We start from the raw sequence: 22,285 nt of genomic DNA, 5'->3' as shown, positions 1-22,285 counted from the left end.
AGGCAGCGCTGACGGACGCCGCGGCGTCGGCCCTCGCACCGAGCGCTGGCCGGACCAGTGGAAACCGCTGGTCCGCCGTCGCTCGTTCCGAAAACCATTACAGGACGAGCGACTGAGTATCGATCATGAAGGTTCTGGTGACCGTCAAGGAGGTCGCGGAGGCCGACGACGACTTCGCGATCGAGGGGACCGACATCGCCGAGTCCGACCTCGAGTACGACCTGAACGAGTGGGACGACTACGCCGTCGAGGCCGCCGTCCAGCTCGCCGAGGCCGGGATCGCGGACGAGGTCGTGACCGTCACCGTCGGCCCGGAGCGCGCCGAGGAGACGATCCGGATGGCGCTCGCGAAGGGCGCCGACCGCGCGGTCCGGGTCTGGGACGACGCGCTCGCCGGCGGGTTCGCCGACGTGGCCTCGAAGGTCGACCTGTTCGAGGCGGTCGTCGAGGAGGAGGAGCCGGACCTGATCCTCGGCGGCGTCCAAGCCGCGGACACCGGCTTCGGCGCGACCGGCGTCGCGCTCGCGGAGCGGATCGGGTTCGAGCACGCCGCGGTCGTCAACCACCTCGACGTCGACGCGGACGCGGGCGTCGCGCACGTCCACCGGGAGCTGGAGGGCGGCGTCGAGGAGCTGACCGACGTGGACCTCCCGGCGGTGCTGACGGTCCAGACCGGGCTCAACGAGCCGCGGTACGCGAGCCTCCGCGGGATCCGACAGGCCCAGCGCAAGGAGATCGCTCCGAAGGACCTGTCCGACCTCGGCCTGAGCGCCGAGGAGGTCGAGAGCGCGCTGACGATCACCGAGATGTACGAGCCGGAGAGCGAGTCCGACGCAGAGATCATCGAGGGCGACGCGGGCGAGTCCGCGGGTCGCCTTGCCGAGGTCCTGCGGGACAAGGGGGTGGGCGCGTGATGAGCGTGCTCGTCGCCGCCGAACACCGCCGCGGGGCGCTCCGGGACGTGACGTACGAGGCGATCACGGCCGGGCGGGAGCTCGCCGACGCGCGCGGCGCCGACCTCCACGTGGCCGTCATCGGCGGCGACGTCGACGGCTTCGCGGAGGAGCTCGACCGCGAGGGCGTCGACGCGATCCACGCCGTCGACGACGGCGAGGAGTTCGACCACAACGCCTACCAGGCGGCCGTCTCGACGCTCGCTGACCGGCTCGACGCCGGCGCGGTGGTGCTGCCGAACTCCGTCAACGGCCTCGACTACGCGCCGGCGCTCGCGGAGGACCTCGGCGTCCCCGTCGTGACCGACGCGGTCGGGATCGACTACGACGACGGCCTCACCGTCACCCGCGAGATGTACGGCTCGAAGGTGGAGACGACCGTCGACGTGGCCGGTGACCGCTTCGTCATCACGGTCCGCGGCGGCGAGTGGCCGCCGGCGGAGGGGGTCGGCGACGCGACCGTCGAGACGGCCGAGGTCGACATCCCCGAGTCGGGCGCCCGCGTCACGGGCTTCGAGGAGGTCGGCGGCGGCGACGTCGACATCGCGGACGCCGACGTGCTCGTCTCGGTCGGCCGCGGCATCGAGGAGGAGGAGAACCTCGAACTCGTCGAGGAGCTCGCCGACGCGCTCGGCGCGACCCTCTCGGCCTCGCGGCCGATCGTCGACAACGGCTGGCTGCCGAAGAACCGGCAGGTCGGCCAGTCGGGGAAGGTCGTCACGCCGGACGTGTACATCGCGGTCGGCATCTCCGGCGCGGTTCAACACGTCGCCGGCATGAAGGGCTCGGACACGATCGTCGCCATCAACACCGACCCGAACGCGCCGATCTTCGACATCGCCGACTACGGGATCGTCGGCGACCTCTTCGACGTGGTGCCCGAGCTGATCGACGAGTTCGCGTAGTCGGCGCCGGGCCCGCTCGCAGCAACGTTCTTTGACTCCGGCCGAGTACCGGGCGGTCGGACGGCGCGACCGTCCGCCAGTCATGACCCCGATCCGCGCCGCCGTTCCGACGACCGCAGAGGCGAGAGCGCTGCTCGTCGGGCTCCGCCGAGCGGTCGACGACGAGCGGGACGCGATCGCCGCGGACCTGGCGGACGACGAGCCGGACGCGGCGCTGCTCGACCTCGTCGCGGCGCCGTTCGCGTCCGTCGCCGACGTCGCCGAGCGGCTGGCGAAGACCGAGTCGTACCTCCGGGAGCGGGGCGACCGCCGCGCGGTGTTCCTCACGGTGTACAGCCGGATGACGGCGACCGTGCGGACCGCCATCGACGACGGCGCCTTCGTCGACCCCGAGTGGACCGCGGCGTACCTCGTCGCCTTCGCGGAGCGCTACCGCCGGGCGCTGGTCGCGTTCGAGCGGCGGGCGTTCGACTCGCTCCCCCGGCCGTGGCTGCTCGCCTTCGCCGCCGCGGCCCGCGGGGAGACGCTCGTCGCGCAGGACGCGCTGCTCGGGATCAACGCGCACATCGCCTACGACCTCACGTACACCCTCGGCGACGTGGGGATCGACCCCGACCGCGGCGCCAAACTGGAGGACCACGACCGCATCAACGCGGTCCTGGCCCGGCTCGTTCAGACCGCCCAAGACGCCCTCGTCGAGGCGTACGGAGCGCTCGGAATCGCCGGGATCGACGCGGCGTTCGACCCCCTCGACGACCGGCTGGCCCTGCTCGGACTGACGGCGACCCGGGAGTTCGCGTGGCGGAACGCCGTGTTGCGCGCGGACCTCCCGGCGGGGCTCGCCGAGCGGTACGTCGACTGGCGGACCGAGACCGTCGCGACGGGGGCGGCGGCGGTCGTGCTGGCGCCGGGGCTCGACGCCGAGACGAGCGCGCGGCTCCGGCGGACGGAGGCCGACGCCGACGCCGCCGGCGCGTTTCGCGAGGCGGTCCGGCGACGGACATAGGCCCGCCGAGGACCGCGTTCGGCGCGGCCGGCTCTCGGTTCGTTTATGACCCCGCCGGCCCTCGGATCGGGCAATGAGCGAGGCCGACGAGCAGGCGGCTGCGACCGCGACGGGGCGGGAGATCTGGATCGAGAAGTACCGGCCGCAGTCGCTCGACGACATCCACGGGCAAGAGGAGATCGTCGAGCGCCTCCAGAGCTACATCGCGCAGGACGACGTGCCCCACCTGTTGTTCTCGGGGCCCGCCGGGATCGGCAAGACCACCGCGGCGACCGCCATCGCCCGCGAGATATACGGCGAGGACAACTGGCGCGGCAACTTCCTGGAGCTGAACGCCTCCGACCAGCGCGGGATCGACGTCGTCCGCGACCGGATCAAGGGGTTCGCGCGCTCGTCGTTCGGCGGCGACTTCCGGATCGTGTTCCTCGACGAGGCGGACAGCCTCACCGACGACGCCCAGTCGGCGCTGCGCCGGACGATGGAGCAGTTCTCCGACAACACCCGGTTCATCCTCTCGTGCAACTACTCGTCGAAGATCATCGACCCGATCCAGTCGCGGTGCGCCGTCTTCCGGTTCTCGCCGCTCTCCGACGAGGCGGTCGGCGGGATGGTCCGCGAGATCGCGGCCGCCGAGGATATCGAGGTGACCGACGCGGGCGTCGACGCCCTCGTCTACGCGGCCGACGGCGACATGCGCCGCGCGATCAACTCGCTCCAGGCGGCGGCGACGACCGGCGACGTGGTCGACGAGGAGGCGGTGTACGCGATCACGGCGACCGCCCGCCCGGAGGAGATCGAGTCGATGGTGACCGACGCGCTGAGCGGGGACTTCGCCCGCGCCCGCTCGACGCTCGACACGCTGCTCACGGAGACGGGGATGGCCGGCGGCGACGTGATCGACCAGCTCCACCGCTCAGTCTGGGAGTTCGACCTGAGCGAGCGCGAGGCGGTGCGGCTGATGGAGCGCATCGGCGAGGCCGACTACCGGATCGCGGAGGGCGCCAACGAGCAGGTCCAACTGGAGTCGCTGCTCGCGGCGCTTTCGCTGGACGAATAGCGATAGACTGAGGCCGGATCTCCGGCCGCTTATTTATAAGCGTTTGATAACAGATCGGGCGATAGCGGAAGGATAGCGAACACCTCCAAAGCCCCAGCCGCTCGCATATAAATAACTGAGAGTGGATCGACGGCGAACACCGCAAAAGCCCCAGTCGCGAGGACGGCGCACACTCGTTGCGCTCCTCGTCACTCGCTGCGCTCGTTCCTGCGGTGCTTACGTCGTCTGCGCCGTCCTCGCGACTGCCCCTTTGAGTCCCGCCCCGCACCGCTCAACACGGCACCTCACGCCTCCCCAGCCTCGTCGCTCACTCCGTTCGCGACTCCCTCGCACGCGCCACGGCAGCAGGCGCGCTTTTTAAAACACGCCGGCGCGGAGAGTCGGTTATGCTCGTCGTCGTCTCCGACACGCACGCACGCGAGGAGTCGAGGCTTCAGGGGCGGACCGCCGAGGCGGTCCGCGAGGCCGATCTGGTGGTCCACGCGGGCGACTTCTACCGAGAGCCGGTGTTGGACGCGTTCCGGTCGGCCGCCGCGAGCCTCCGCGCCGTCTACGGCAACAACGACGACGCCGCGATCCGCGACCGCGTCCCCGAGGTGCGGACCGTCGAGTACGCCGGGGTCCGGTTCGCGGTCACCCACCGGCACCGCAGCGGCGACACCGGGCTCGTCATGCTCGGCCGCGGCCGCGACGCGGACGCCGTGATCTGCGGCCACAGCCACCGCCCGCGGTTCGACGACTCGGGCGGGCTCCCGATACTGAACCCGGGCAGCCACGCGCAGCCGCGCGGGAACCGCCCGGCGCACGCGGAGCTGACGCCGGTCGACGGCGAGAACGGAAACGGGTTGGCAGGGGAATTAGTGACGCCGGACGGCGAGGTCTTCGAGACGTTCCGCATCGAGGGCGGGAGCGCGGAGTAACGGGCGCGAGAAGCGGGCGCGCGAGGCCGTCGTGCGCGTCGGCGGGGACCGATCGCGACGCCCCGCGTGCGGCCGGACCGGCCGACGGTCGTGTACACGGTGGAGGACCCGAGTCGGTGCGGGTGGGAACGCCGGCGGGCGGACGGCGGCCGGGGGAGGGGTTCTGGGCAGGGAGGGAGGCAGCGAGTCCGACCGGCCGGCGCGTCGACCGGCTTCTCCGAGCGTGTGAGGGCCGAAGCGGGGGTCGCGTTTCAACTTACGAGCGGCGCGATCATATAGGTGTCTGAGGCGCAAACGAGCGTTTTAGTCACCGAAACGCGGCGCCCCCGGCCGACCTCAGGCGGTCGTCGGCTCGCCGGAGGGGCCCGCGGGCTCGACGCTGGCCTTGCGCCGGTTCCTGACGGTGAGCGCGACGAACAGCACGAGGCCGACGCCGCGGAGCGTCAGGTCGAGCAGGAGCGCGTTCACCGAGACGCTGACGCCCGCGAGGCCGAGGACGTCGAAGACCGACTCCGAGAGCAGCCGGGGCGCCATGAGCAGCAGCGAACTGAGCGCGAACACGGCGCGCTCGGGCTTCGGGACGTCGGCGTACAGCGTCCCGATGACGGTCGCGCCAAGCGCCACGACGCCGAGGAAGACGCCGACGACGGGGATCAGGATCTCCGGCACGGAGTACGACAGCTCCGCGAGGTCGGCGAAGTTGACGACGCGGTACTGCTCGCGGAGCGGCAGTTCGTCGGCGTTCGCCTTCTCGCGCAGGAGGACGACCCCGGGGGCGAGCACGAACGCGAACGGAACGATCGCCTTGTTCAGCGACAGCGAGAACGCCTTCACGCCGGTCTCGAACGGGTCCGACTTCGCCACCCCGCTCGCGGCGTAGGCGGCCACCGCGACCGGCGGCGTGATGTCGGCCATCACGCCGAAGTAGAGGATGTACAGGTGCGCCGCGAGCAGCGGGATCCCGAACTCGACGAGCGGCGTCGCGAGCATCGAGATCAGGATGATGTACGTCACGGTCGTCGGCATCCCCATCCCGAGGATGATGCTCGCGACCGCGGTGACGAGCAGCATGACGACGATGGACCCCCCGGACAGCTCCAAGAGGAGCGAGGTGAGGTTCGGTCCGAGCCCGGAGACGCTGATGACGCCCGGGATGATCCCCGCCGCGGCGACCGCGATGACGACCGGGACGGCCGTCCGCGCGCCCTCCTCCATCGACTTCACGACGAAGGTCCCGACGCGGAACAGCTGGTTGTCGCCGAGGTCGCGACCGGTCCGCTCGCCGGCGGACTCGGCGGCGGTCTGAACGGTGGGGTTGAGATCGAGCACCGCCGACTGGACGTCGGCGTGGACGATCATCGTCGCGACGCTGCCGAGCATCGCGTACCACCCGATCCGCGGGCCGATGACCGCGAGGGCGTCGCCGAGCGGAACCCCAGCCCCGCCGGCGCCGGCGAGGAGTCCGGTGATCGGGACGCCGGCGACGGTGTAACTCGCCAGCTCGACGCCGAAGATGGCCGCCGTCGACGCGAGGAGGAACACCCGGGTCTGTTCGCTGTACGCCGCGATGAACGCGATGAGCGCGACCAGCGCGACGAGCGTGAACCACGCCGACCGCGACACGGAGAGCCGGGCGCCGATCAGGTAGTAGAGGAGCAGCACGATGGGGACCAGGTAGAACCACCCGCGCTTGAGGTGGGTCCCGAGCGACACGGTGTCGGCGTCGACGCCGCCGATCCCCTGTTGGACAGCCTTGAGGTGGACCATCACCCAGACGCCGAAGAAGAAGACGATCGCCGGGATCGTCGCGAGGATGATGATCTCGCGGAACGGCGTCGCGGTGTACTGGACCATGAGGAACGCCGCAGCCCCCATCACCGGGGGCAGGATCTGGCCGCCGGAGGACGCCGACGACTCGACCGCCCCGGAGAACTCGGGCGAGTAGCCCGACTTCTTCATCAGCGGGATGGTGAACGCGCCCGTCGTGACCGTGTTCGCGATCGACGAGCCCGAGATGGTGCCCATGAAGCCGCTGGCGAGGATGCTCGACTTCGCCGGGCCGCCCTTCCGGTGGCCGGTGGCGGCGTACGCGAGGTCGATGAACCACTGGCCCGCGCCGCTCATCTCGAGGAACGAGCCGAACAGGATGAAGATGTAGATGAAGCTGACGGAGACCGTCACCGGGATCCCGAACACCCCGTTTTCGGTGTTGTACCACAGGTTCTGGATGATGTCGGGCCAGGTGAACTGGGGGATCGCGAGGAGCCCGACGAACGGCGTGTTACCGCTGATGAGGTACCCCCAGCGGGCGTACACGATGAAGCTGGCGACGATGATCATGAGCGGCAGCCCGAGCGTCCGCCGGGTGGCCTCCAACACGAGGAGGACGCCGAGCACGCCGAGCAGCATCGCGTAGGAGTACTCGCTGACGAACGGGACGCCGCCGAGCAGCGGTTCGAGGACCGAGTAGACGCCGGTGATCGGGCGGCCGGACTCGAGCCCGAAGGCGCGGATGTCGCGGATCTCCCGGAACTCGGTGAGGAAGTAGACGACCGCGAGCAGCGAGACGATCATACATGCCACGTCAAAGGGCGTGACGCGGCTGCGGTCCGGGTCGACGAACGCCCACCGGACCGCGCGCCGAACGCCGTCGAGGGCCCGCGAGAGCGGGTTCGAACCGCCGAGGCGGTTCACGGCGGCGTCGACCGCTCCGCCGAGCCGCCGCGAGAAGGGCCCGTCGCCCATGGTGGCCGGGAACATCAGGAAGGTGAGCACGAGCGCGAAGCCGACGTGGACCGCGTTGGCCTGGAGCAGTTGGAGCGAGATCTGTATCGGCCGCACCGCGAACAGGCCGAGATCGACCGTCGGCAGCGGTATCGTGAAGGTGAAACTGCGCGCCGCGAGCGCCAGTTGGAAGAGCGAAAAGCAGATCCCGATGACCGCGACGGCGAGTGCGGCGAGCCCCTGTAACGACCGCCGGCGCTCGATCTCGTCGATTATCTCGTCGGCCTCTTCTCTGGAAATCTCCTCGGCGTCGTCCGGTTGTGTGTCGTTCGTGCTCATGAGAATACGTCCGTGAGGCCCCGGCGTTCCACGCGGATCCGAACGTCCCTCGCGTCGGTCTCCGCGACCAGGTCGTACCGGGTGTCCTCGACGATCAGAGTGTGGTTAGCGATCCGCCCCGGGGAGACCGACAGGGTCTCGAGCGTCGTTATCGGTCCGGGCGGGTCGTAGACGAAGGTCCCGTTGACGTTCGTGACGTTCACCCGCGAGGGGAGTCCCCAGCCGTACGACTCGAACTCCATGCGCGTGTTCACGAGCGTCTCGCCCTCGACGCGGTACTCGTCGTACACCGGGGTCTTCTCGACGCTGTGGGTGTACGACAGCGCGACCGTGCTCCCGTCGTCGACCGGGTGCGTCAGGTAGCGCTCGCCGGTGTCGATCCCTTCGACGACGAGCACCTGTCCGGAGGGGGCCGCGACGGCGGCGCCGGCGATCGACAGACACAGCGCGACCGCTACCACCGCGAGCGCCGGGCCGAGCAGGTCTCGCGAAGTCGCGTCTCGTAGTACCACGTGTGATGTTCAGGTGCGGTGACGGGTGTCCCGCGTCGGGCGGAGTGCGAGCGCCGCGTCTCGCGGACTGAGACGCGGGCGCGAAGCGGTGCGTCGCCGCCGGATCCGACCTACCGGGTCGGTCAGGCGTCGAAGTACGCCGCGGCGCCCTCGTGCAGCTCGATGGACATCCCGTCCTGAGCGCTGTCGGCGGAGATGAAGTCGGTCTTGATGCTCAACTCGCCGACGTTGTCGAAGATGGCGCCCGTCACGGTCTCGACGGTATCGGCCGGGACGCCGGCGTGGGTGGCTATCATCGCCTGGACCGCGACGGTCTCGACGTCGCTGTCGATGCCCGTGTAGGTGCCGCCGGGGATCGTGTCGTCGGCGAACCACGAGGCGGCGTCCTTGACGGCCTGGCGGTTGTCCCCCTGGATCGGGACGATGTTGATGTCGTTCGTGGTCGCGAGCTCCTCGATGGCCCCGACCGGCCAGCCGCCGACGACGAACGCGGCGTCGATGTCCCCGTTCGCGAGCTGTTCGGAGGCCTGCGAGAAGCCGGCGTTCTGCTCGTTGTAGTCGCTGATGCCGACGGCCTCGAGGATCTGGTTCGCGTTGACCTGCGTCCCGGAGCCGAGGTCGCCCGTGTTGATCGTCGCGCCGCTGAGGTCGGAGAGCGACTCGATACCGGAGTCCGACAGGGTGACGACCGTGATCGTCTCGGGGTACAGCGTCGCGACGCCCTGCAGGTTCTCGACGGCGTTGCCCTCGAACGTGTCGATGCCCGTCCCGTTCTTCGCGAAGTAGGCGATGTCGTTCTGGATCAGCGCGAAGTCGGCGGACTCGTCGCCGAGGCTGCCGACGTTCTCGACGCTCGCGCCCGTCGACTGGACGTTCAGCGAGAAGTCCGTGTTCTCCTCGACGACCGTCTTGATCTCGTTCGAGAGCGGGAAGTACGTCCCTCCCGTCCCTCCGGCGTGCCAGCTCAGGCGGGAACCGTCACCGCCGTCGCCGCCGTCGCCGCCGTCGCCGCCGCCGCTACACCCGGCCAGCGCCGCGACGCCGGCCACACCGATCGCTTCCAGTACCTGCCGTCTGTTCTGTTTGTCCGTCATACCAATATAACCCAGAACGATACAGCTATATAACTGTGTTCATGAGGAGAGTAAACAATACCCACTTTACCAGAGGGCAGACCGGGCCTCGCGACGGTAGGACGGACTCGTGGGGGCGTGTGACGGGGGCGCGGGGCGCGCCGGTCCCCGCCGCGTCGCCCGAAACGCATAACACCGTCCCGACGGATTCACGTCTATGCTCCCGGTCCAGCCGCTGTTCGTGCTTCTGTTGGTGGGTCTCCTCGGGCTGTTCTTCTTCGGGTTCCTCCTCGTTCGACGCACGGTGAGGGGGCTGAACGAGGGGTACAACGACGGGCGGAACTGATGGTCGTCGTCACCGCCGCGACGCTCGTCGTCGCCGCCGCGGCCAGCCTCTTCATGGCGTGGTCGATCGGCGCGGGCTCGTCGGGGTCGACCCCGTTCGCCCCCGCGGTCGGCGCGAACGCCATCTCCGTGATGCGGGCCGGCCTGATCGTCGGCGTCCTCGGGCTGCTCGGCGCGACGCTTCAGGGGGCGAACGTGACGGAGGCGGTCGGGACCGAGCTGATCGGCGGCGTGACGCTCACGGCCGCGGCGGCCATCGTCGCGCTCGTCACGGCCGCCGCGCTCGTCGCCGTCGGCGTGTTCGCGGGCTACCCGATCGCGACGGCGTTCACCGTCACCGGGGCGGTCGTCGGCGTCGGCCTCGCGCTGGGCGGCGACCCGGCGTGGCCGAAGTACGCCGAGATCGCGACGCTGTGGGTGCTCACCCCGTTCGTCGGCGGCGGCGTCGCCTTCGGCGTCGCCCGACTGCTCATCGGCGAGTCGCTGCCCGAGCGCCCGCTGACCGCGGCGCTCGCCGGGCTCGTGGGCGCGCTCCTCGCGAACGTCGGGTTCGCGCTGCTCGGGCCGGCCGGCGAACAGGCGTCGGTCGCGTCCGTCCTCGGCACGGAACTGGGGATCGGCGGCGCGGGGCCGCCCGCGGTGACCCTCGGGATCGCCGCCCTGGTCGCGGTCGCCGTGTACGCCGACCTCGGCCGCGACCGCGAGGGCGCTCAGCGACGGTTCCTCTTGGCGATGGGCGGCCTCGTCGCGTTCTCGGCCGGCGGGTCGCAGGTGGGGCTCGCGATCGGCCCCCTCGTCCCGATCTTCAGCGAGGTCGGGGTCCCGCTGTGGGCGCTGCTCGTCGGTGGGGGCGCCGGGCTGCTGGCCGGGTCGTGGACGGGCGCGCCGCGGATGATCAAGGCGCTCGCGCAGGACTACGCCTCGATGGGGCCGCGGCGGTCGATCTCCGCGCTGATCCCGTCGTTCGCGATCGCGCAGACCGCCGTCGCCTTCGGGATCCCCGTCTCGTTCAACGAGATCATCGTCTCCGCGATCGTCGGCGCGGGCTACGCCGCGGGCGACGCGGGTGTCAGCCGGAAGAAGATGGGGTACACGGTCCTCGCGTGGGTCGGGTCGCTCGTGGGCGCGTTCACGCTCGGGTTCAGCCTCTACACGGCGGTCGACTTCGTCGTCTGAGCCGCGGCGGGCGCCGCAGCGGGACGCTCAGGCGCGCAGCTCGGGGTAGGTCGGCAGCCTCGCGGACGCCGCGCTCCCGTCGACGAACGGGAGGTCGACCGCGGCGGCCGAGACCTCATCGCCGTCGACGCGGACGGTGACCGGGCCGAGGCCGGCGTCGAACGCGACGAGGGCGAGGGCGACCGGGACCTCGGTCGCGGGGCCGACCGCGGCCCGGGTCACCTCGCCTATCGCCTCGTCGCCGTCGAAGACGGCCGCGCCGGGGTCGGGGAGCGCGGCGTCGATCCCCTCGGGGTCGGCGTTCGCGTCGACGTCGGCGACCGCCTCGGTGACGCCGTCGAGTTCGAGGCCGACCAGCCGGCGGCTCGGGCGCCCCTGGTTCTCCACGCGCGAGACGACCTCCTGACCCACGTAACACCCCTTCTCGAAGTCGAGGGCGTTGCGGAGGCCGAGGACGTTCGGGACGGTGCCGGCCAGCTCGTACTCGAAGAGGGGCGTCCCGGCCTCGGTCGCGAGCGCGTCCCACGTCCGGTAGCCGAACGGCGCGGCGTTGAGCCCGCGGTTGATCAGGGTGTCGAACACCTCGCCCGCGTCGGCGGCGGCGCAGACGATCTCGTACCCCTCCTCGCCGAGCGGCGCGTCGCTCGCGATCACTGTGACGCCGGCGTCGACCATCGACCCGCGGACGAAGGACAGGGGGTCCTCGGGCGCGCCCGGCCCGCCGAGGACGGACGCGACCTTCTCCGTCGACTTGGGGCCGTGGACGCCGAACACGCCGAACTCGTCGGAGACGTCCTCGATCTCGACGTCCTGGATGAACACGTTCTCCGCCCAGTCGGCGGCGACCGACTCGGCCCGCTCCGGGGGGAGGAAGACGAGCAGTCGCTCGTCGGCGTTGTACACGTACATGTCCGTCTCGATCCCGCCCTGCGGGTCGAGCAGCAGGGCGTAGGTCCCCTCGCCGTCCGCGGTCGGAACGCGGTTCGAGACGGCGTTGTCCACGAACTCGACGCGGTCGTCGCCCCTGACGGCGAGGACGCCGTACCCCATCTCGATCACGCCGGCGACGTTGCGGACCGCCTTGCCGACGCGGACGGGCTTCCCGTAGTGGTCGACGACCTCGCGGCCGCCGCGGTCGCGGTACACGGCGCCGTGCGCGTCGTGGGTGCCGGAGACGAGCGTCATGGCCGAAGGGACGCGAGCGAGAGCCAAAAGGCCGCCGTCTCCGGCGGCTACAGTCCGAGGCGGTCGCGGATCGCGTCGACGAGCCCCGCCGACGGGTCGTCGTCCGGCGCCTCTGGGTCCGGAACGACCTTCTCGTGGGCGTACACCCGGACGTGCTCGTCCGACTCCACGGTGATGAGCGAGTCCTCCTTCAGCGCCGAGAGGGCCTCCTCGACGGCGTCGATGTCGGCGTCGACGGCCGCGCGAAGTTCGAGGACCGTCATCCCCTCGTCGCCGCGGTCGACGAGCGCGTCGAGCAGCGCGACCTCGACGTCCGGCCGGTCGCGGTATTCCGGCTTTGCGGCCATACGTGTCCCTTGTGCGGGGCGGACTTTACGTCTACCGGCGGTCGGCGAGCGGGCGGCGGCGGCCGCGCGCTCAGCGGACCATCCGAGAACAGGTGCCACAGAGGTTCTCCTCTTTCACGTCGACCTCGCGGACGGTGGGGGAAAACGACATCACGCACTTGCTGTTGTCGCAGTGCTCCAGGCCGAGCGTGTGCCCGATCTCGTGGACGACCTCCTTGCGGACGCGGTCGCCGAAGACGTCGACGGCGGGCTTGGTCGAGACGCCGCCGTCCGAGGAGGTGCGGAGCCGGTGGGTGGAGATGACGGAGCCGCTGCCGTTGAGGTACGCGAGGCCGAAGACGTAGTTCCGGCGCCGGTAGTAGAGGTCCTCGGGGGTGATGCCGATGTTCTTCTCGCCGCCGCCGACCCGGGTGACCGTCTCGATGAGGTCCTCGGCGCGGTACTGGTCGCGGTCGGCGTCGAACGCGGAGTCCGGGATCGCCTGGTCGTCGTGGACCGTCACGTCACAGTCGTACACGGAACGCAGCGCAGCGGAGGCCTCCCGTTTCACTCGGGGCGTGACCTCCCCGACCGGGACGATGTCCACGAGCATGGAACCGCTTTTGGCCGCCGCGGGCATAAAGGCCGCGCCGTGGGGTCACCGCCGTCGTCCGAACGGGCGCTCGTCGCCGCACTCGACCCGTACGAGCGGCTGATCGAGGTCGGCGTCGGGCGGCGGCCGGACGTCGCCCTCGCGCTCGCGGACCGCGGCCGAGCGGTCGTCGCCGTCGACGTCGACGTGAGCGAGTCGGCGCGGGAGGCGGCGGCGACGGCGGCGCGGTCGGGGGGCGGGTCGCTCCGCGTCGCCGCCGCGGACGTGACGGCGCTGGCGGCCGACGACGGGCGAGCGATCCGCGACGCGGTCGGCTCCGAGTGGGTCGGCGACGGAGTCGACGCCGTGTACGCGCGGAACCTGCCCGCCGAGATCCAGCGTCCGACCGTCGCGCTGGCCGAGCGGCTCGACGCCGCCTGCCTGTTCACCACGCTCGGGTTCGAGGAGCCGGTCGTCGACGTCCGGCGGCGGTCGCGGGAGGCGGGGAGCGTCGTGTACGTCGCCCGGTGACGCCGCGGCCCGGCGACCGCTCCGTCGCGACGTCGAACCGGCAGCGGGCCGTCCCTCGAACCGGCGATGCCGGCCGTCCCTCGAACCGGCGACGCCGGCCGCGAACCCGAACGTTCATTCCGCCCCCAGACGGCCTTGCGGTATGCAGGTCGACGCAGTGGTCCTCGACATCGACGGGGTGTTGGTGGACGTGGCGGACTCCTACCGTCGGGCGATCCTCGAGTCGGTCGACCGGGTCTGCGGGAAGCCGATCGACCGGGACGCGGTCCAGGCGTTCAAAGACGCCGGCGGCTTCAACAACGACTGGGAGCTGACGGATGCGGCCGCGCTGTTCGTGTTGGCCCGCCGCGAGGGGCTCCGGATGGACGTCGACGAGTTCACCGACCGCGTCCGCGAGCTCGGCGGGGGCCTCGACGCCGCCAAGGAGGTCGTCGGCGACCTCCCGCGGGTCGCGCAGGCCCGCGTCCGCGACCAGTGGGACCGGGACGCGCTCCGCGAGACGTTCCAGGCGCTGTACCTCGGCGCGGAGCTGTACCGCGAGCTGGAGGGCGGCGAGCCGCCGGTCGAGACGGACGGCTACATCCACGACGAGCCGACCCTCGTCGACCCGGAGACGATCGCCGACCTCACCGACCGGTTCGACGTCGGCGTCCTCACCGGTCGGCCGGCGGCGGAGGCGGAGATAGCCCTGGATCGCGTCGGTCTCGACGTGCCAGAGGACCGGCGGTTCACGATGGACGACTGGGAGGAGGGGAAGCCGCACCCGCGGGCGCTCGTCGAGCTCGCCGAGCGGTTCGGCGCCGAGCGCGTCGCGTTCGCGGGCGACACCCTCGACGACGTGCGGACCGCGCGCAACGCCGACGAGGCGGACGAGACGCGCGTGTACTACGGGATCGGCGTCCTCACCGGCGGGCTCACCGGCGACGCGGGCCGCGAGAAGTTCGCCGAGAACGGCGCCGACGCCGTCGTCGAGGACGTGAACGAACTGGTGGAGCTGTTGGAGTGACCGGCGGCGCGTCGCGGCCGTACCGCGCGGGCGACCTGGCCAATCTGATTCCTTCGACCGACGCGGTCGCGGAACTCGCCGGTACCGGAGACGCGTCGCGGCGGCGGCTGACGACGAGCCGGCCGGAATCGACGCTCTCGGCGCCCGTGTGCTGCCTCGACGCGAGACACGGGCGTCACGGCCACCGGCACGAACCGGACCGATTTTGACGGTTTATGCGTCCTCGTCCGCTAATACGGTCGATGAGTGACGCCAACGCGACGCAGCGGATGGTAGTGCGCGGCGAGAGCGACGGCGAGTCGGCGTTCGTCGCCCGGGCCCGCGACCACGAACTGGTGATGGACGACCCCGAGCCGATGGGCGGCGACGACGCCGGCGCGATGCCGATCGAGTACCTGCTCGCAGCCTGGAGCGGGTGCCTCGACGCGACGGTTCGCGCCGTGGCGCCGGACTTCGACCTCGACGTCGAGGGCGTGGCGGTCGAGGTCGCCGGCGAGTTCGACCCGCGCAAACACCTCGGTCACGCCGAAGAGCCCCGAGCGGGCTATCAGGGCGTCGAGGCGAGCGTCGACGTGGACTTCGCCGGCGACGTGGCCGACGACACCCTCGCCGAGTTCACCGCCGCGGTCGAAGAGCGGTGCCCGGTGAGCGACAACCTCGCGAACGAGACCGCGACCGACGTGACGCTCCAGCGGGAGTAGGCGGGACCGTTCGAGGGACGGATTTCGGCGATGGTCGTTTCGGAGACCGATCGGTAACGAGGCTGGAACTGATGGGCCTTGCCGGATTTGAACCGGCGATCACTCCGTTATGAGCGGAGGGCTTTGAGCCAGACTAAGCTAAAGGCCCGCGTCGATTTCGGGTACACGAGCGACGTTCTTTAGATTACCGCATTACCCCGACCGGAGGTCGTCGAGAACCGTCTCAAGCCGATACTCCGCGTGCCAGTTGACGTTCGCGCGGTTGTCGTTGGCGGCGGGTTCGTACCGGATCGCCGTCGTCGTCGATCCGGCCTCCTCGATCGCGATCAGGTAGACATCCTCTTCTCTGACGTTCAAAGCGGCGAAGTAGTCGATCTCGCCCTCGTATCCCGAGCGCTCGTACCCGTCGCTTTTTGCGCGGACGCTTCTGGTTCTGAACTCCACCGCACCGTCGCGTTTACTGTCGTACGCGGTTTTGACTTGGATCCGGTGGAAGTCGCCGCCGACCTCGGCCACGAGGTCGTACGGCTCGTTGTCGAACGCTGGCGTGAGCACGGAGACGTCCCGAGCGACCAGTTCCGCGATAACGATCGCTTCCGTCGCCTGTCCGCGCTTCTGTGGTTCCTCGAGTCGGTCGTACTGGGCGAGACGTGACATACGAACGGCTGCGTCGCTATCGTACAAAACGAGCGGTCGAACGAAGGGACGCCGAAGCCAGGACTCGAACCTGGGACCGCCTCGTGACTGTGACGGCCGGGGGAGGTTCCGCCGAACGTCGTAACAGCGAGGCGCTCTACCAACTGAGCTACTTCGGCTCACTTCCGGGTACTCGCGTCGTTTTGATATGGCTTTCGTTTCCGCCCGACGGAAGGGGATCAGCGGGACACAGGGGTGCGAAACGATACCGCGGAGGACAGGTCTCGCGGGCGCCGATCCGACCGACACGTTTTCGGCCGGACCGCGAGACCGTTCGGTATGGACGAGTTGGAGGCGGTGCTGTCGCGGGTCCGCGAGCGGGTCCTCCCGGAGCCGGCGGAACGCGAGTGCCTGCGGGAGACGGCCGCGACGCTGACCGACCGGACCCGCGAGGCCATCGCCGACCTCCCCGTCGACGCCGACGTGGTCCAGGTCGGGTCGACCGCGCGCGGCACGTGGGTCGCCGGCGACCGCGACATCGACCTGTTCGTCCGGTTCGACGCGGACCTCGACCGCGCCGAACTGGAGGAGTACGGCCTCGAAGTCGGCCACGCGGTCCTCCCCGACGGCCACGAGGAGTACGCCGAACACCCGTACGTGAAGGGGAGCTACGAGGGGTTCGACGTCGACCTCGTCCCCTGTCACGACGTGGAGAGCGCCGGCGACCTGGTCTCCGCGGTCGACCGCACGCCGTTCCACGACGCCTACCTCTCCGCGCGGCTCGACGACGACCTCGCGGCGGACGTGGTGCTGGCGAAGGCGTTCCTGAAGGGGATCGGCGCGTACGGGAGCGACCTCCGCACGGAGGGGTTCTCGGGGTACCTCACGGAGCTGCTCGTGTTGGAGCTGGGCGGGTTCGTCCCGCTCGTCGAGTCGGCGCGGAGCTGGCACCCGCCGGTGGAGTTCGACCCCGAGGGGCACGCCGAGCGGACGTTCGAGGACCCCCTCGTCGTCGTCGACCCGACGGACCCGACGCGGAACGTCGCCGCGGTGCTGTCGGCGACGAACCTCGCGCGGTTCCAGCACTACGCCCGGGAGCTGCTCGCGGCCCCGAGCGAGGACCTCTTCGAGCCGGACGAGCCGGAGCCGCTGGACCCGAAGGCGGTGCGCGCCCACCTCGACCGGCGGGGGACGACGCCGGTCGCGGTCGTCTTCGACGCGCCCGACGTGGTCGACGACCAGCTGTGGCCCCAGCTCCGGCGGTCGCTGGACGGGATCGTCGGCGGGCTGAACGACCACGGCTTCGACGTCCTCCGGGCGCGGGCCATGACGGACGCCGCGAGGGCGACGGGGGACGTTGGCGGGCACGGCGCGGAGAGGACGGTCGGACGCGACGGGTCCGACGGGGCGACGCGGGCCGCGCTGTACGCCGAACTGGAGGTGACCGAGCGGCCGGCCGTCGAGCGCCACGACGGGCCGCCGGTCGCGGTCCGGAAGCACGCCGCGAGCTTCTACGAGTCGTACGTCGACGACGTCGACCCGGACACCTACGGCCCGTTCATCGACGGAGACCGATACGTCGTCGAGCGGGAGCGGGAGTTCGCCACCGTCCGGGAGTACCTAGAGAGCGACGCCGCGAGCGACGTGGCGCTCGGCGCGCAGGTTGAGCCGGCGTTCGACGACCGCGACGTGCTGGTCGGCGAGGCGGTCGCGACGCTCGCGCCCGCGTTCGGGCGGCCGCTCCGGGAGTTCTACGAGCCGCGGCCGTGAGGTCGGCGGGACGGGTCCTGCGGGGTAGCGACCCGGAACGCCGACTGGCGAACGGGGGTCAGCCGGCGACGCGGTCGAGGAGCCAGTAGACGGCGGCGGCGACGGCGGCGACGATGAGCGCGAGCGCCGAGAGGAGGCCGGCGGCGGCGGGGAAGGACAGCCAGAACGCGGCGTAGAAGGCGAGCGCGAACGCGAACAGGCCGACGACCAGCAATCCGCGAGAGGGGTTCTGCGCGGCGGCGACGAAGGCGCGCTGGGCGATCGAGAGGTCGCCGAACTCGGGGACGTCTTCGGGGTCCACGGCGTCGGAGAGCGGCCCCGAGTCGGCCGGGTCTGTCGACTCGCCGTCGACGGAGCGGTCGGTGTCGGTCACGGACGCGGGTACGGGCCGAGGGATGCTGTACCTATCGCTTGCCGGACAGCGGCCGAGCGTCGGCGCCCCTCACTAGAGCCACCCGACGAGGAGCGAGCCGAGCAGGAACGCGGCCAGCGCGGCGGCGAGCGTCGAGGCCGCGCCGCCCGCGGCGGCGCGGATCCCCGCTTCGCTCGCGGTCCGGACCGTCCCGACGGCGAACGAGGAGAACGTGGTGAACGCGCCGCAGAAGCCGACGCCGAGGAGCAGCGCCGCCGCCGACCCGATCGGTGCGGCCGAGACGGCGCCGAGCGCGAAGCTCCCGAGGGCGTTGACGAGGAGCACCGACCGACGCCCCTCGACGCGGAGTCCGACGGCGTGCCTGGCGACCGCGCCGAGCGCGCCGCCGACGCCGACGAGTGCCGTCGCGGAGAGCGGCGCGATGGTCATCGGCCGTCCAGCCCCCCGACGGCGAGCCCGAGCGCGGCCGCGGCGAAGCCGGTCGCGTAGCTGGCGGCGACGTACCACGCGCCGGCCGGCGTCCCCAGCGCGACCGCGTCGCCGACGAACGTGCTGTACGTCGTGAACGACGAGAGCGCGCCGGTCCCGACGAACAGCCGGACCCGGTCGCTCGACGCGCGGGTCAACAGGAGGCCGAGCGCGAACGACCCGGCGACGTTCGCGGCCAGCGTCCCCGCGCCGGTCGGCGCGCCTCCGGCGACCGCGACGCCGCTCGCGGCGGCAGCCGCGGCGGCGGCCTCGCTCGCGCCGACGTCGACCGCGTGCCTGGCGACCGCGCCGAGGAAGCCGCCGGCGGCGACGAGCAGGAACCCGTACGGCGTCCGTTCCATGGGCGTCGGTGTGTCCGCGGGCGCTTGTGCGTTCCGAGCCGCCTCGACGCTACTCGGCGTCCGACGGCCGGCTGGCGCGGGGGCTCGCTCCCCCGTGCGGCGTTCGCCGCTCCCGGATCCGGACCGTGTGGGCCGTCTCGGTCGCGTCGTCGACGACGAGCGCCTCGCCGACGCCCTCGGGGAGCCGGGCGGCGAGGTCGCCGGCGAGGTACGTCGCCTCCGCCTCGGCGAGCCGGTCGACGTCGCGGGCGGCCGTGAGCCGATGAGAGACGAGGAGGTCGGACTGTGAGACGGCGACGCTCGGCAGCGCGGCCGGCCGCTGGGTCGCACAGACCAGCGAGACGCCGGGCGCGCGGCCCCGCGTGAGGAGCGTCCGGAGCGCGGGCTCGGCGACCCCGTCGAAGAACGCGTGCGCCTCGTCGACGAGCAGCCACGGCAGCCGCCGGAGGCGCCCGTCGATCCGCGCGTCGTAGAGGCCGCGAGCGACCGCGCGGACGGCGGCCGCCGCGGCGGCGTCGGACACGCCGGCGAGGTCGAGGACGGCGGGGTCGCCGCCGGCCGCGAGCGACGCGACCGGCGGCGCGTCGGCGTCGAAGACGCCCCACGAGTCCGCCAGCCGGAGGTGGTTCGCTGCGGCGCGGCGCGTCTCAGCCGGCGCGTCCGCGGCGGCGACCGCCTCCCGGAGCGCCGCGAGCGAGGGCGAGGCGCCGCCGTCGACCGCGTCCGCGACGACGCGCCAGACGAGGCTTCCCGGCCCGCTCTCTGGGTCGAGTCCCAGCAGGTCCGGCCACGTCGACGGCGGTATCGAGCCGGGACGGACCGCGGGGTCGACGACCTGTCCCCCGACCGCTTCGAGGCCCCCGAAGACGCCCATCGGGTCGACGACGACCGGCGCGACGCCGTCGGCGGCGGCGAGCCCCTCCGCGAGGACGCCGAGCGTGTACGACTTCCCGGTCCCGCGCTTCCCGAAGACGACGCCCGCGTGCGGGCGGTCGAGGTCGACGCCGACGGGCGCGCCCGCGCTCCCGTCCCGAGCGAGGAAGGATCCGATTCGGGCGGTGTGGGGCGGGCGGTCGCCGTCACGATCGATCGCGTCGCCGTGGTCGGAGTCGCGGTCGCTCGCGTCGTCGCCGTCGGGGTCCGGTCCGTCGCGGCCGAGTACGTACACGCGGACGGCTGGCCTCGGTATGGGATAAAAACGGTCGGGCGGCCGACCCTTTATACCGGATGCCGCGGCCAGCGAGGCGTATGTCCGATCGAACACACGACTCGCGCACCGCGAACCGCCGGACGTTCAGCACCGACACCCGCGCGATCGAGGGGCTCCCGGTCCGCCTCGTCATCGCGCTCGTCGTCGGCGTCGCCAGCCTCAGCGTGATGATGGGGATGATCGGCGACATCGACGGGTTGGCCGCGACGGAGCTCGACGCGCAGCCGCAGCCGGAGGTGACCACGCCCGGGGAGCAGTCGATCGACGTCGCCGTCGTCGACCCGGACGGCTCCCGCGTCGCCGACGCGACGGTCATCGTCCGCGGCGGCTCCGCGCGGATCGACGGCGTCGTCACCGCGGAGACGAACGGCGAGGGGATCGCGACCGTCGACGTCGACCCCGAGTTGGGGCCGAACCAGGCCGACGGGACGCTCACCATCGACGTCAAGCCGCCGGCGGAGGGCGACTACGTCGACGAGCGGGGGAACACCGAGGTGCTCGTCGTCGAGGAGTGACGCCGCGGCGGCGCGCTTCGAGAGGCGGTCAGAGCTGATCGTCCCAGTCGATCCAGTCCTGCTCCCAGCCGTGTCGGCGCTGCCGGCCGCGCTCGGCGCGTTCGGCGTCCTCGCGGCGGGTCCGGTTGCGTTCCGTCCCCGGCTGTTCGCCGTCGACGAGCATCGGCTGGAGCCGCGCCGGGCCGTGGGTCGCGACCGTCTCGAACCCCGGCGGCGCCGGGTCGTCCCCGTCCTCGGGGGCGGTCGACGGCTCGATCGCCGCGACGGTCTGGACGCCCGCGCCGCGCGGGTAGACGATCCGACCGCCGGGCGCCAGCTGTTCGCGGAGGGGCCGCGGCGGCTCGACCACGGCGGCTTCGAGGAGGATCCGGTCGTAGGGCGCGTAGGCGGGGAGCCCGTCGGCGCCGTCCGCGCGGTCGACGAGGACGGCGCCGTAGCCGGCCGCGTCGAGGTTCGACCGCGCGGCGCGGACGGCGACGCGGTCGATGTCGACCGCGTGGACGCGCCGCGCGCCGGCGATCGCCGCGAGCAGCGCGACCGAGTAGCCGATCCCCGCGCCGACGACGAGGACCGAGTCGCCCTCGTCGGCGTCGAGCGCGGTGAGCAATCGGACCAGCGTCGCGAGCGAGAGCGAGTGGGGGTCGTCGCCGTCGACGGCGCCCCCGCGGGGCGAGTCGTCGACGAAGGGGTCGCGGGGAACGCGTTGAAGGGCGGTCAGCACGGGCGGCTCGATCGGCTCGCCGATCTGGTGTTCGAGCCCCTCGATCATGTCCGCCCGGAGCGACGCGTCGTCCATGCGCGGTCTCGGGACTCGGTCCTCTAAAACTGTGCGTTCGGCCGCCCGCCTACCGCATCGGGACGAACCGCACGCCGCCGTGGTCCTCGCGGTCGATCCCGTCCTCGCGGACCGTGAGCCGGACGAGCCGCTGGCGGCCGCGCTCGCTGACGGGGGCGACGACGCGGCCGTCCGTCCGGACGCGGTCGACGACGGCGTCCGGGACCGCCTCCGGCGCCGCGCAGGTGAGGTACGCGGCGTCGAACGGCGCCGCGTCGGCGAACGCCTCGCGCCCGTCGCCGGCCGACACGGTCACCTCGTACCCGAGGCGGTCGAGGCGGTCGCGGGCGGCGGCCGCCAGCTCCGGGACGCGCTCGGCCGAGAAGACGTTCCCCGGGCCGACGACCTCGGCGACGACCGCGGCGTGGTAGCCGCAGCCGGTCCCCACCTCGAAGACGCGGTCGCCGCGCTCGACGTCGAGCAGATCGGTCATCATCGCGACCATGTGCGGCGCGCTGACCGTCTGCCCGTGGCCGATCGGGAGCGGTCGGTCGGCGTACGCCGAGCCGCGCACCGACTCCGGGACGAACTTGTGTCGCGGGACGGCGCCGATCGCCGACAGCGTCCGCTCGCTCGCGTCGAGGCGGTCGCGCAGCGCGCTCACTAGGTCGCGCCTGGCGGCCGCGTGGTCGGCGTCGTTCATGCGGAGAGTTACCACGGGGTCCGTGGAGAAAGCATCGGCCGGAAAGAGCGGGGTCCGGCTCGACCGCGACGCATCGGGTCGTTCAGTTCGCGTCGAGAGTCGTTCGGTTCGCGTCGAGGACG

General features: G+C 71.8%; 25 protein-coding genes and 2 tRNA genes. 12 read left to right on the top strand and 15 right to left on the bottom strand.

What is annotated here, in order from left to right; all coding sequences use genetic code 11:
* The first annotated feature begins 125 nt into the window (after nt 1-125).
* The 5 genes from EXE44_RS06595 to EXE44_RS06575 all read left to right on the top strand — a co-directional run bounded on the left by EXE44_RS06595 (nt 126) and on the right by EXE44_RS06575 (nt 4,841).
* Nucleotides 126-914 carry an electron transfer flavoprotein subunit beta/FixA family protein gene (locus tag EXE44_RS06595; protein ID WP_137716479.1) on the top strand — a complete coding sequence of 263 codons (789 nt, stop codon included), beginning with the start codon at nt 126-128 and terminating at the stop codon, nt 912-914.
* Nucleotides 911-1,858: an electron transfer flavoprotein subunit alpha/FixB family protein gene (locus tag EXE44_RS06590; protein ID WP_137716478.1), complete on the top strand. Its 948-nt coding sequence runs from the start codon at nt 911-913 to the stop codon at nt 1,856-1,858. Before EXE44_RS06595 ends, EXE44_RS06590 begins: the two co-directional genes overlap by 4 nt.
* A gap of 82 nt (nt 1,859-1,940) precedes the next feature.
* The gene (locus tag EXE44_RS06585; protein ID WP_137716477.1) at nt 1,941-2,864 is read left to right on the top strand and encodes a DUF5995 family protein; all 924 of its coding nucleotides are present in this window, start codon (nt 1,941-1,943) and stop codon (nt 2,862-2,864) included.
* 73 nt (nt 2,865-2,937) lie between these two features.
* Complete coding sequence (locus tag EXE44_RS06580) at nt 2,938-3,921, top strand: replication factor C small subunit (RefSeq protein WP_137716476.1); 984 nt, start codon at nt 2,938-2,940, stop codon at nt 3,919-3,921.
* A gap of 386 nt (nt 3,922-4,307) precedes the next feature.
* Complete coding sequence (locus tag EXE44_RS06575; protein WP_137716475.1) at nt 4,308-4,841, top strand: metallophosphoesterase; 534 nt, start codon at nt 4,308-4,310, stop codon at nt 4,839-4,841.
* Between the two features lie 336 nt (nt 4,842-5,177).
* Here the strand turns inward: EXE44_RS06575 and EXE44_RS06570 are convergent, their stop codons facing one another.
* From EXE44_RS06570 to EXE44_RS06560, 3 genes are all read right to left on the bottom strand, one after another.
* Nucleotides 5,178-7,904, bottom strand: a complete 2,727-nt coding sequence (locus tag EXE44_RS06570) for a TRAP transporter fused permease subunit (RefSeq protein ID WP_137716474.1) — start codon at nt 7,902-7,904, stop codon at nt 5,178-5,180.
* The gene (locus EXE44_RS06565) at nt 7,901-8,344 is read right to left on the bottom strand and encodes a DUF1850 domain-containing protein (protein WP_369333269.1); all 444 of its coding nucleotides are present in this window, start codon (nt 8,342-8,344) and stop codon (nt 7,901-7,903) included. Before EXE44_RS06565 ends, EXE44_RS06570 begins: the two co-directional genes overlap by 4 nt.
* Nucleotides 8,345-8,538: 194 nt before the next feature.
* On the bottom strand, nt 8,539-9,510 hold the full coding sequence (locus tag EXE44_RS06560) for a TAXI family TRAP transporter solute-binding subunit (RefSeq protein ID WP_137716473.1): 972 nt from the start codon (nt 9,508-9,510) through the stop codon (nt 8,539-8,541).
* Between the two features lie 196 nt (nt 9,511-9,706).
* Between EXE44_RS06560 and EXE44_RS21905 the strand changes: the two genes are divergently transcribed.
* Together EXE44_RS21905 and EXE44_RS06555 are read left to right on the top strand one after the other, a co-directional pair.
* On the top strand, nt 9,707-9,835 hold the full coding sequence (locus tag EXE44_RS21905) for a hypothetical protein (RefSeq protein WP_255409696.1): 129 nt from the start codon (nt 9,707-9,709) through the stop codon (nt 9,833-9,835).
* Entirely contained in the window at nt 9,835-11,010 is a 1,176-nt protein-coding gene (locus EXE44_RS06555; RefSeq protein WP_137716472.1) for an inorganic phosphate transporter, read from the top strand. Before EXE44_RS21905 ends, EXE44_RS06555 begins: the two co-directional genes overlap by 1 nt.
* Before the next feature lie 27 nt (nt 11,011-11,037).
* Here the strand turns inward: EXE44_RS06555 and EXE44_RS06550 are convergent, their stop codons facing one another.
* From EXE44_RS06550 to EXE44_RS06540, 3 genes are all read right to left on the bottom strand, one after another.
* A complete protein-coding gene (locus EXE44_RS06550) occupies nt 11,038-12,195 on the bottom strand; it encodes an aminomethyltransferase family protein (protein WP_137716471.1) in 1,158 nt (385 codons plus the stop codon).
* A gap of 47 nt (nt 12,196-12,242) precedes the next feature.
* Nucleotides 12,243-12,542, bottom strand: a complete 300-nt coding sequence (locus tag EXE44_RS06545) for a DUF6432 family protein (protein ID WP_121600969.1) — start codon at nt 12,540-12,542, stop codon at nt 12,243-12,245.
* 70 nt (nt 12,543-12,612) lie between these two features.
* A complete protein-coding gene (locus EXE44_RS06540; protein WP_121561562.1) occupies nt 12,613-13,134 on the bottom strand; it encodes an archaemetzincin family Zn-dependent metalloprotease in 522 nt (173 codons plus the stop codon).
* A gap of 39 nt (nt 13,135-13,173) precedes the next feature.
* On the opposite strand from EXE44_RS06540, the gene EXE44_RS06535 reads away from it, so the two are divergent.
* The 3 genes from EXE44_RS06535 (at nt 13,174) to EXE44_RS06525 (ending at nt 15,351) form a co-directional block, all read left to right on the top strand.
* Nucleotides 13,174-13,644: a UPF0146 family protein gene (locus EXE44_RS06535; protein WP_137716470.1), complete on the top strand. Its 471-nt coding sequence runs from the start codon at nt 13,174-13,176 to the stop codon at nt 13,642-13,644.
* 142 nt (nt 13,645-13,786) lie between these two features.
* The gene (locus EXE44_RS06530; protein ID WP_137716469.1) at nt 13,787-14,650 is read left to right on the top strand and encodes a TIGR01548 family HAD-type hydrolase; all 864 of its coding nucleotides are present in this window, start codon (nt 13,787-13,789) and stop codon (nt 14,648-14,650) included.
* Nucleotides 14,651-14,892: 242 nt separating this feature from the next.
* A complete protein-coding gene (locus EXE44_RS06525; protein ID WP_137716468.1) occupies nt 14,893-15,351 on the top strand; it encodes an OsmC family protein in 459 nt (152 codons plus the stop codon).
* A 72-nt stretch (nt 15,352-15,423) separates the two neighbouring features.
* Here EXE44_RS06525 and EXE44_RS06520 read toward each other — a convergent pair.
* From EXE44_RS06520 to EXE44_RS06510, 3 genes are all read right to left on the bottom strand, one after another.
* Nucleotides 15,424-15,499, bottom strand: a tRNA-Ile gene (locus tag EXE44_RS06520).
* A 44-nt stretch (nt 15,500-15,543) separates the two neighbouring features.
* Nucleotides 15,544-16,008 carry a group I intron-associated PD-(D/E)XK endonuclease gene (locus EXE44_RS06515; RefSeq protein ID WP_137695033.1) on the bottom strand — a complete coding sequence of 155 codons (465 nt, stop codon included), beginning with the start codon at nt 16,006-16,008 and terminating at the stop codon, nt 15,544-15,546.
* A gap of 49 nt (nt 16,009-16,057) precedes the next feature.
* Nucleotides 16,058-16,166, bottom strand: a tRNA-Asn gene (locus EXE44_RS06510).
* A 160-nt stretch (nt 16,167-16,326) separates the two neighbouring features.
* Between EXE44_RS06510 and cca the strand changes: the two genes are divergently transcribed.
* Nucleotides 16,327-17,757, top strand: a complete 1,431-nt coding sequence (cca, locus tag EXE44_RS06505) for a CCA tRNA nucleotidyltransferase (protein WP_137716467.1) — start codon at nt 16,327-16,329, stop codon at nt 17,755-17,757.
* 58 nt (nt 17,758-17,815) lie between these two features.
* On the opposite strand, the gene EXE44_RS06500 is transcribed toward cca, so the two are convergent.
* The 4 genes from EXE44_RS06500 to EXE44_RS06485 all read right to left on the bottom strand — a co-directional run bounded on the left by EXE44_RS06500 (nt 17,816) and on the right by EXE44_RS06485 (nt 20,128).
* The gene (locus EXE44_RS06500) at nt 17,816-18,130 is read right to left on the bottom strand and encodes a hypothetical protein (protein WP_121561556.1); all 315 of its coding nucleotides are present in this window, start codon (nt 18,128-18,130) and stop codon (nt 17,816-17,818) included.
* A 72-nt stretch (nt 18,131-18,202) separates the two neighbouring features.
* Entirely contained in the window at nt 18,203-18,559 is a 357-nt protein-coding gene (locus EXE44_RS06495; RefSeq protein ID WP_137716466.1) for a CrcB family protein, read from the bottom strand.
* Complete coding sequence (locus EXE44_RS06490) at nt 18,556-18,960, bottom strand: CrcB family protein (RefSeq protein ID WP_137716465.1); 405 nt, start codon at nt 18,958-18,960, stop codon at nt 18,556-18,558. The genes EXE44_RS06495 and EXE44_RS06490 overlap by 4 nt, the downstream gene beginning before the upstream one ends.
* 49 nt (nt 18,961-19,009) lie before the next feature.
* A complete protein-coding gene (locus tag EXE44_RS06485) occupies nt 19,010-20,128 on the bottom strand; it encodes an ATP-binding protein (RefSeq protein WP_241991803.1) in 1,119 nt (372 codons plus the stop codon).
* Between the two features lie 80 nt (nt 20,129-20,208).
* On the opposite strand from EXE44_RS06485, the gene EXE44_RS06480 reads away from it, so the two are divergent.
* Nucleotides 20,209-20,685, top strand: a complete 477-nt coding sequence (locus tag EXE44_RS06480; RefSeq protein WP_137705612.1) for a carboxypeptidase regulatory-like domain-containing protein — start codon at nt 20,209-20,211, stop codon at nt 20,683-20,685.
* A gap of 28 nt (nt 20,686-20,713) precedes the next feature.
* Here EXE44_RS06480 and EXE44_RS06475 read toward each other — a convergent pair whose 3' ends face one another.
* Together EXE44_RS06475 and EXE44_RS06470 are read right to left on the bottom strand one after the other, a co-directional pair.
* Complete coding sequence (locus tag EXE44_RS06475) at nt 20,714-21,481, bottom strand: protein-L-isoaspartate O-methyltransferase (RefSeq protein ID WP_137716464.1); 768 nt, start codon at nt 21,479-21,481, stop codon at nt 20,714-20,716.
* Between the two features lie 49 nt (nt 21,482-21,530).
* On the bottom strand, nt 21,531-22,163 hold the full coding sequence (locus EXE44_RS06470) for a protein-L-isoaspartate(D-aspartate) O-methyltransferase (RefSeq protein ID WP_137716463.1): 633 nt from the start codon (nt 22,161-22,163) through the stop codon (nt 21,531-21,533).
* Between the last annotated feature and the right edge of the window lie 122 nt (nt 22,164-22,285).

Origin of the sequence: Halorubrum sp. SS7 (genome assembly GCF_005435055.1) — an archaeon.
GTDB lineage: Archaea > Halobacteriota > Halobacteria > Halobacteriales > Haloferacaceae > Halorubrum > Halorubrum salinarum.
This window is presented reverse-complemented; position numbering and strand designations above follow the sequence as displayed.

Bases quoted from the DNA above. Each gene is read 5' to 3' on its own strand.
- EXE44_RS06540 (WP_121561562.1), bottom strand. From the start codon at position 13,134: ATGCTCGTGGACATCGTCCCGGTCGGGGAGGTCACGCCCCGAGTGAAA.
- EXE44_RS06570 (WP_137716474.1), bottom strand. From the start codon at position 7,904: ATGAGCACGAACGACACACAACCGGACGACGCCGAGGAGATTTCCAGA.
- EXE44_RS06495 (WP_137716466.1), bottom strand. From the start codon at position 18,559: ATGACCATCGCGCCGCTCTCCGCGACGGCACTCGTCGGCGTCGGCGGC.
- EXE44_RS06515 (WP_137695033.1), bottom strand. From the start codon at position 16,008: ATGTCACGTCTCGCCCAGTACGACCGACTCGAGGAACCACAGAAGCGC.
- EXE44_RS06475 (WP_137716464.1), bottom strand. From the start codon at position 21,481: ATGGACGACGCGTCGCTCCGGGCGGACATGATCGAGGGGCTCGAACAC.
- EXE44_RS06555 (WP_137716472.1), top strand. From the start codon at position 9,835: ATGGTCGTCGTCACCGCCGCGACGCTCGTCGTCGCCGCCGCGGCCAGC.
- EXE44_RS06595 (WP_137716479.1), top strand. From the start codon at position 126: ATGAAGGTTCTGGTGACCGTCAAGGAGGTCGCGGAGGCCGACGACGAC.
- EXE44_RS06490 (WP_137716465.1), bottom strand. From the start codon at position 18,960: ATGGAACGGACGCCGTACGGGTTCCTGCTCGTCGCCGCCGGCGGCTTC.
- EXE44_RS06470 (WP_137716463.1), bottom strand. From the start codon at position 22,163: ATGAACGACGCCGACCACGCGGCCGCCAGGCGCGACCTAGTGAGCGCG.
- EXE44_RS06480 (WP_137705612.1), top strand. From the start codon at position 20,209: ATGTCCGATCGAACACACGACTCGCGCACCGCGAACCGCCGGACGTTC.
- EXE44_RS06580 (WP_137716476.1), top strand. From the start codon at position 2,938: ATGAGCGAGGCCGACGAGCAGGCGGCTGCGACCGCGACGGGGCGGGAG.
- EXE44_RS06585 (WP_137716477.1), top strand. From the start codon at position 1,941: ATGACCCCGATCCGCGCCGCCGTTCCGACGACCGCAGAGGCGAGAGCG.
- EXE44_RS06545 (WP_121600969.1), bottom strand. From the start codon at position 12,542: ATGGCCGCAAAGCCGGAATACCGCGACCGGCCGGACGTCGAGGTCGCG.
- EXE44_RS06530 (WP_137716469.1), top strand. From the start codon at position 13,787: ATGCAGGTCGACGCAGTGGTCCTCGACATCGACGGGGTGTTGGTGGAC.
- EXE44_RS06550 (WP_137716471.1), bottom strand. From the start codon at position 12,195: ATGACGCTCGTCTCCGGCACCCACGACGCGCACGGCGCCGTGTACCGC.
- cca (WP_137716467.1), top strand. From the start codon at position 16,327: ATGGACGAGTTGGAGGCGGTGCTGTCGCGGGTCCGCGAGCGGGTCCTC.
- EXE44_RS21905 (WP_255409696.1), top strand. From the start codon at position 9,707: ATGCTCCCGGTCCAGCCGCTGTTCGTGCTTCTGTTGGTGGGTCTCCTC.
- EXE44_RS06575 (WP_137716475.1), top strand. From the start codon at position 4,308: ATGCTCGTCGTCGTCTCCGACACGCACGCACGCGAGGAGTCGAGGCTT.
- EXE44_RS06560 (WP_137716473.1), bottom strand. From the start codon at position 9,510: ATGACGGACAAACAGAACAGACGGCAGGTACTGGAAGCGATCGGTGTG.
- EXE44_RS06525 (WP_137716468.1), top strand. From the start codon at position 14,893: ATGAGTGACGCCAACGCGACGCAGCGGATGGTAGTGCGCGGCGAGAGC.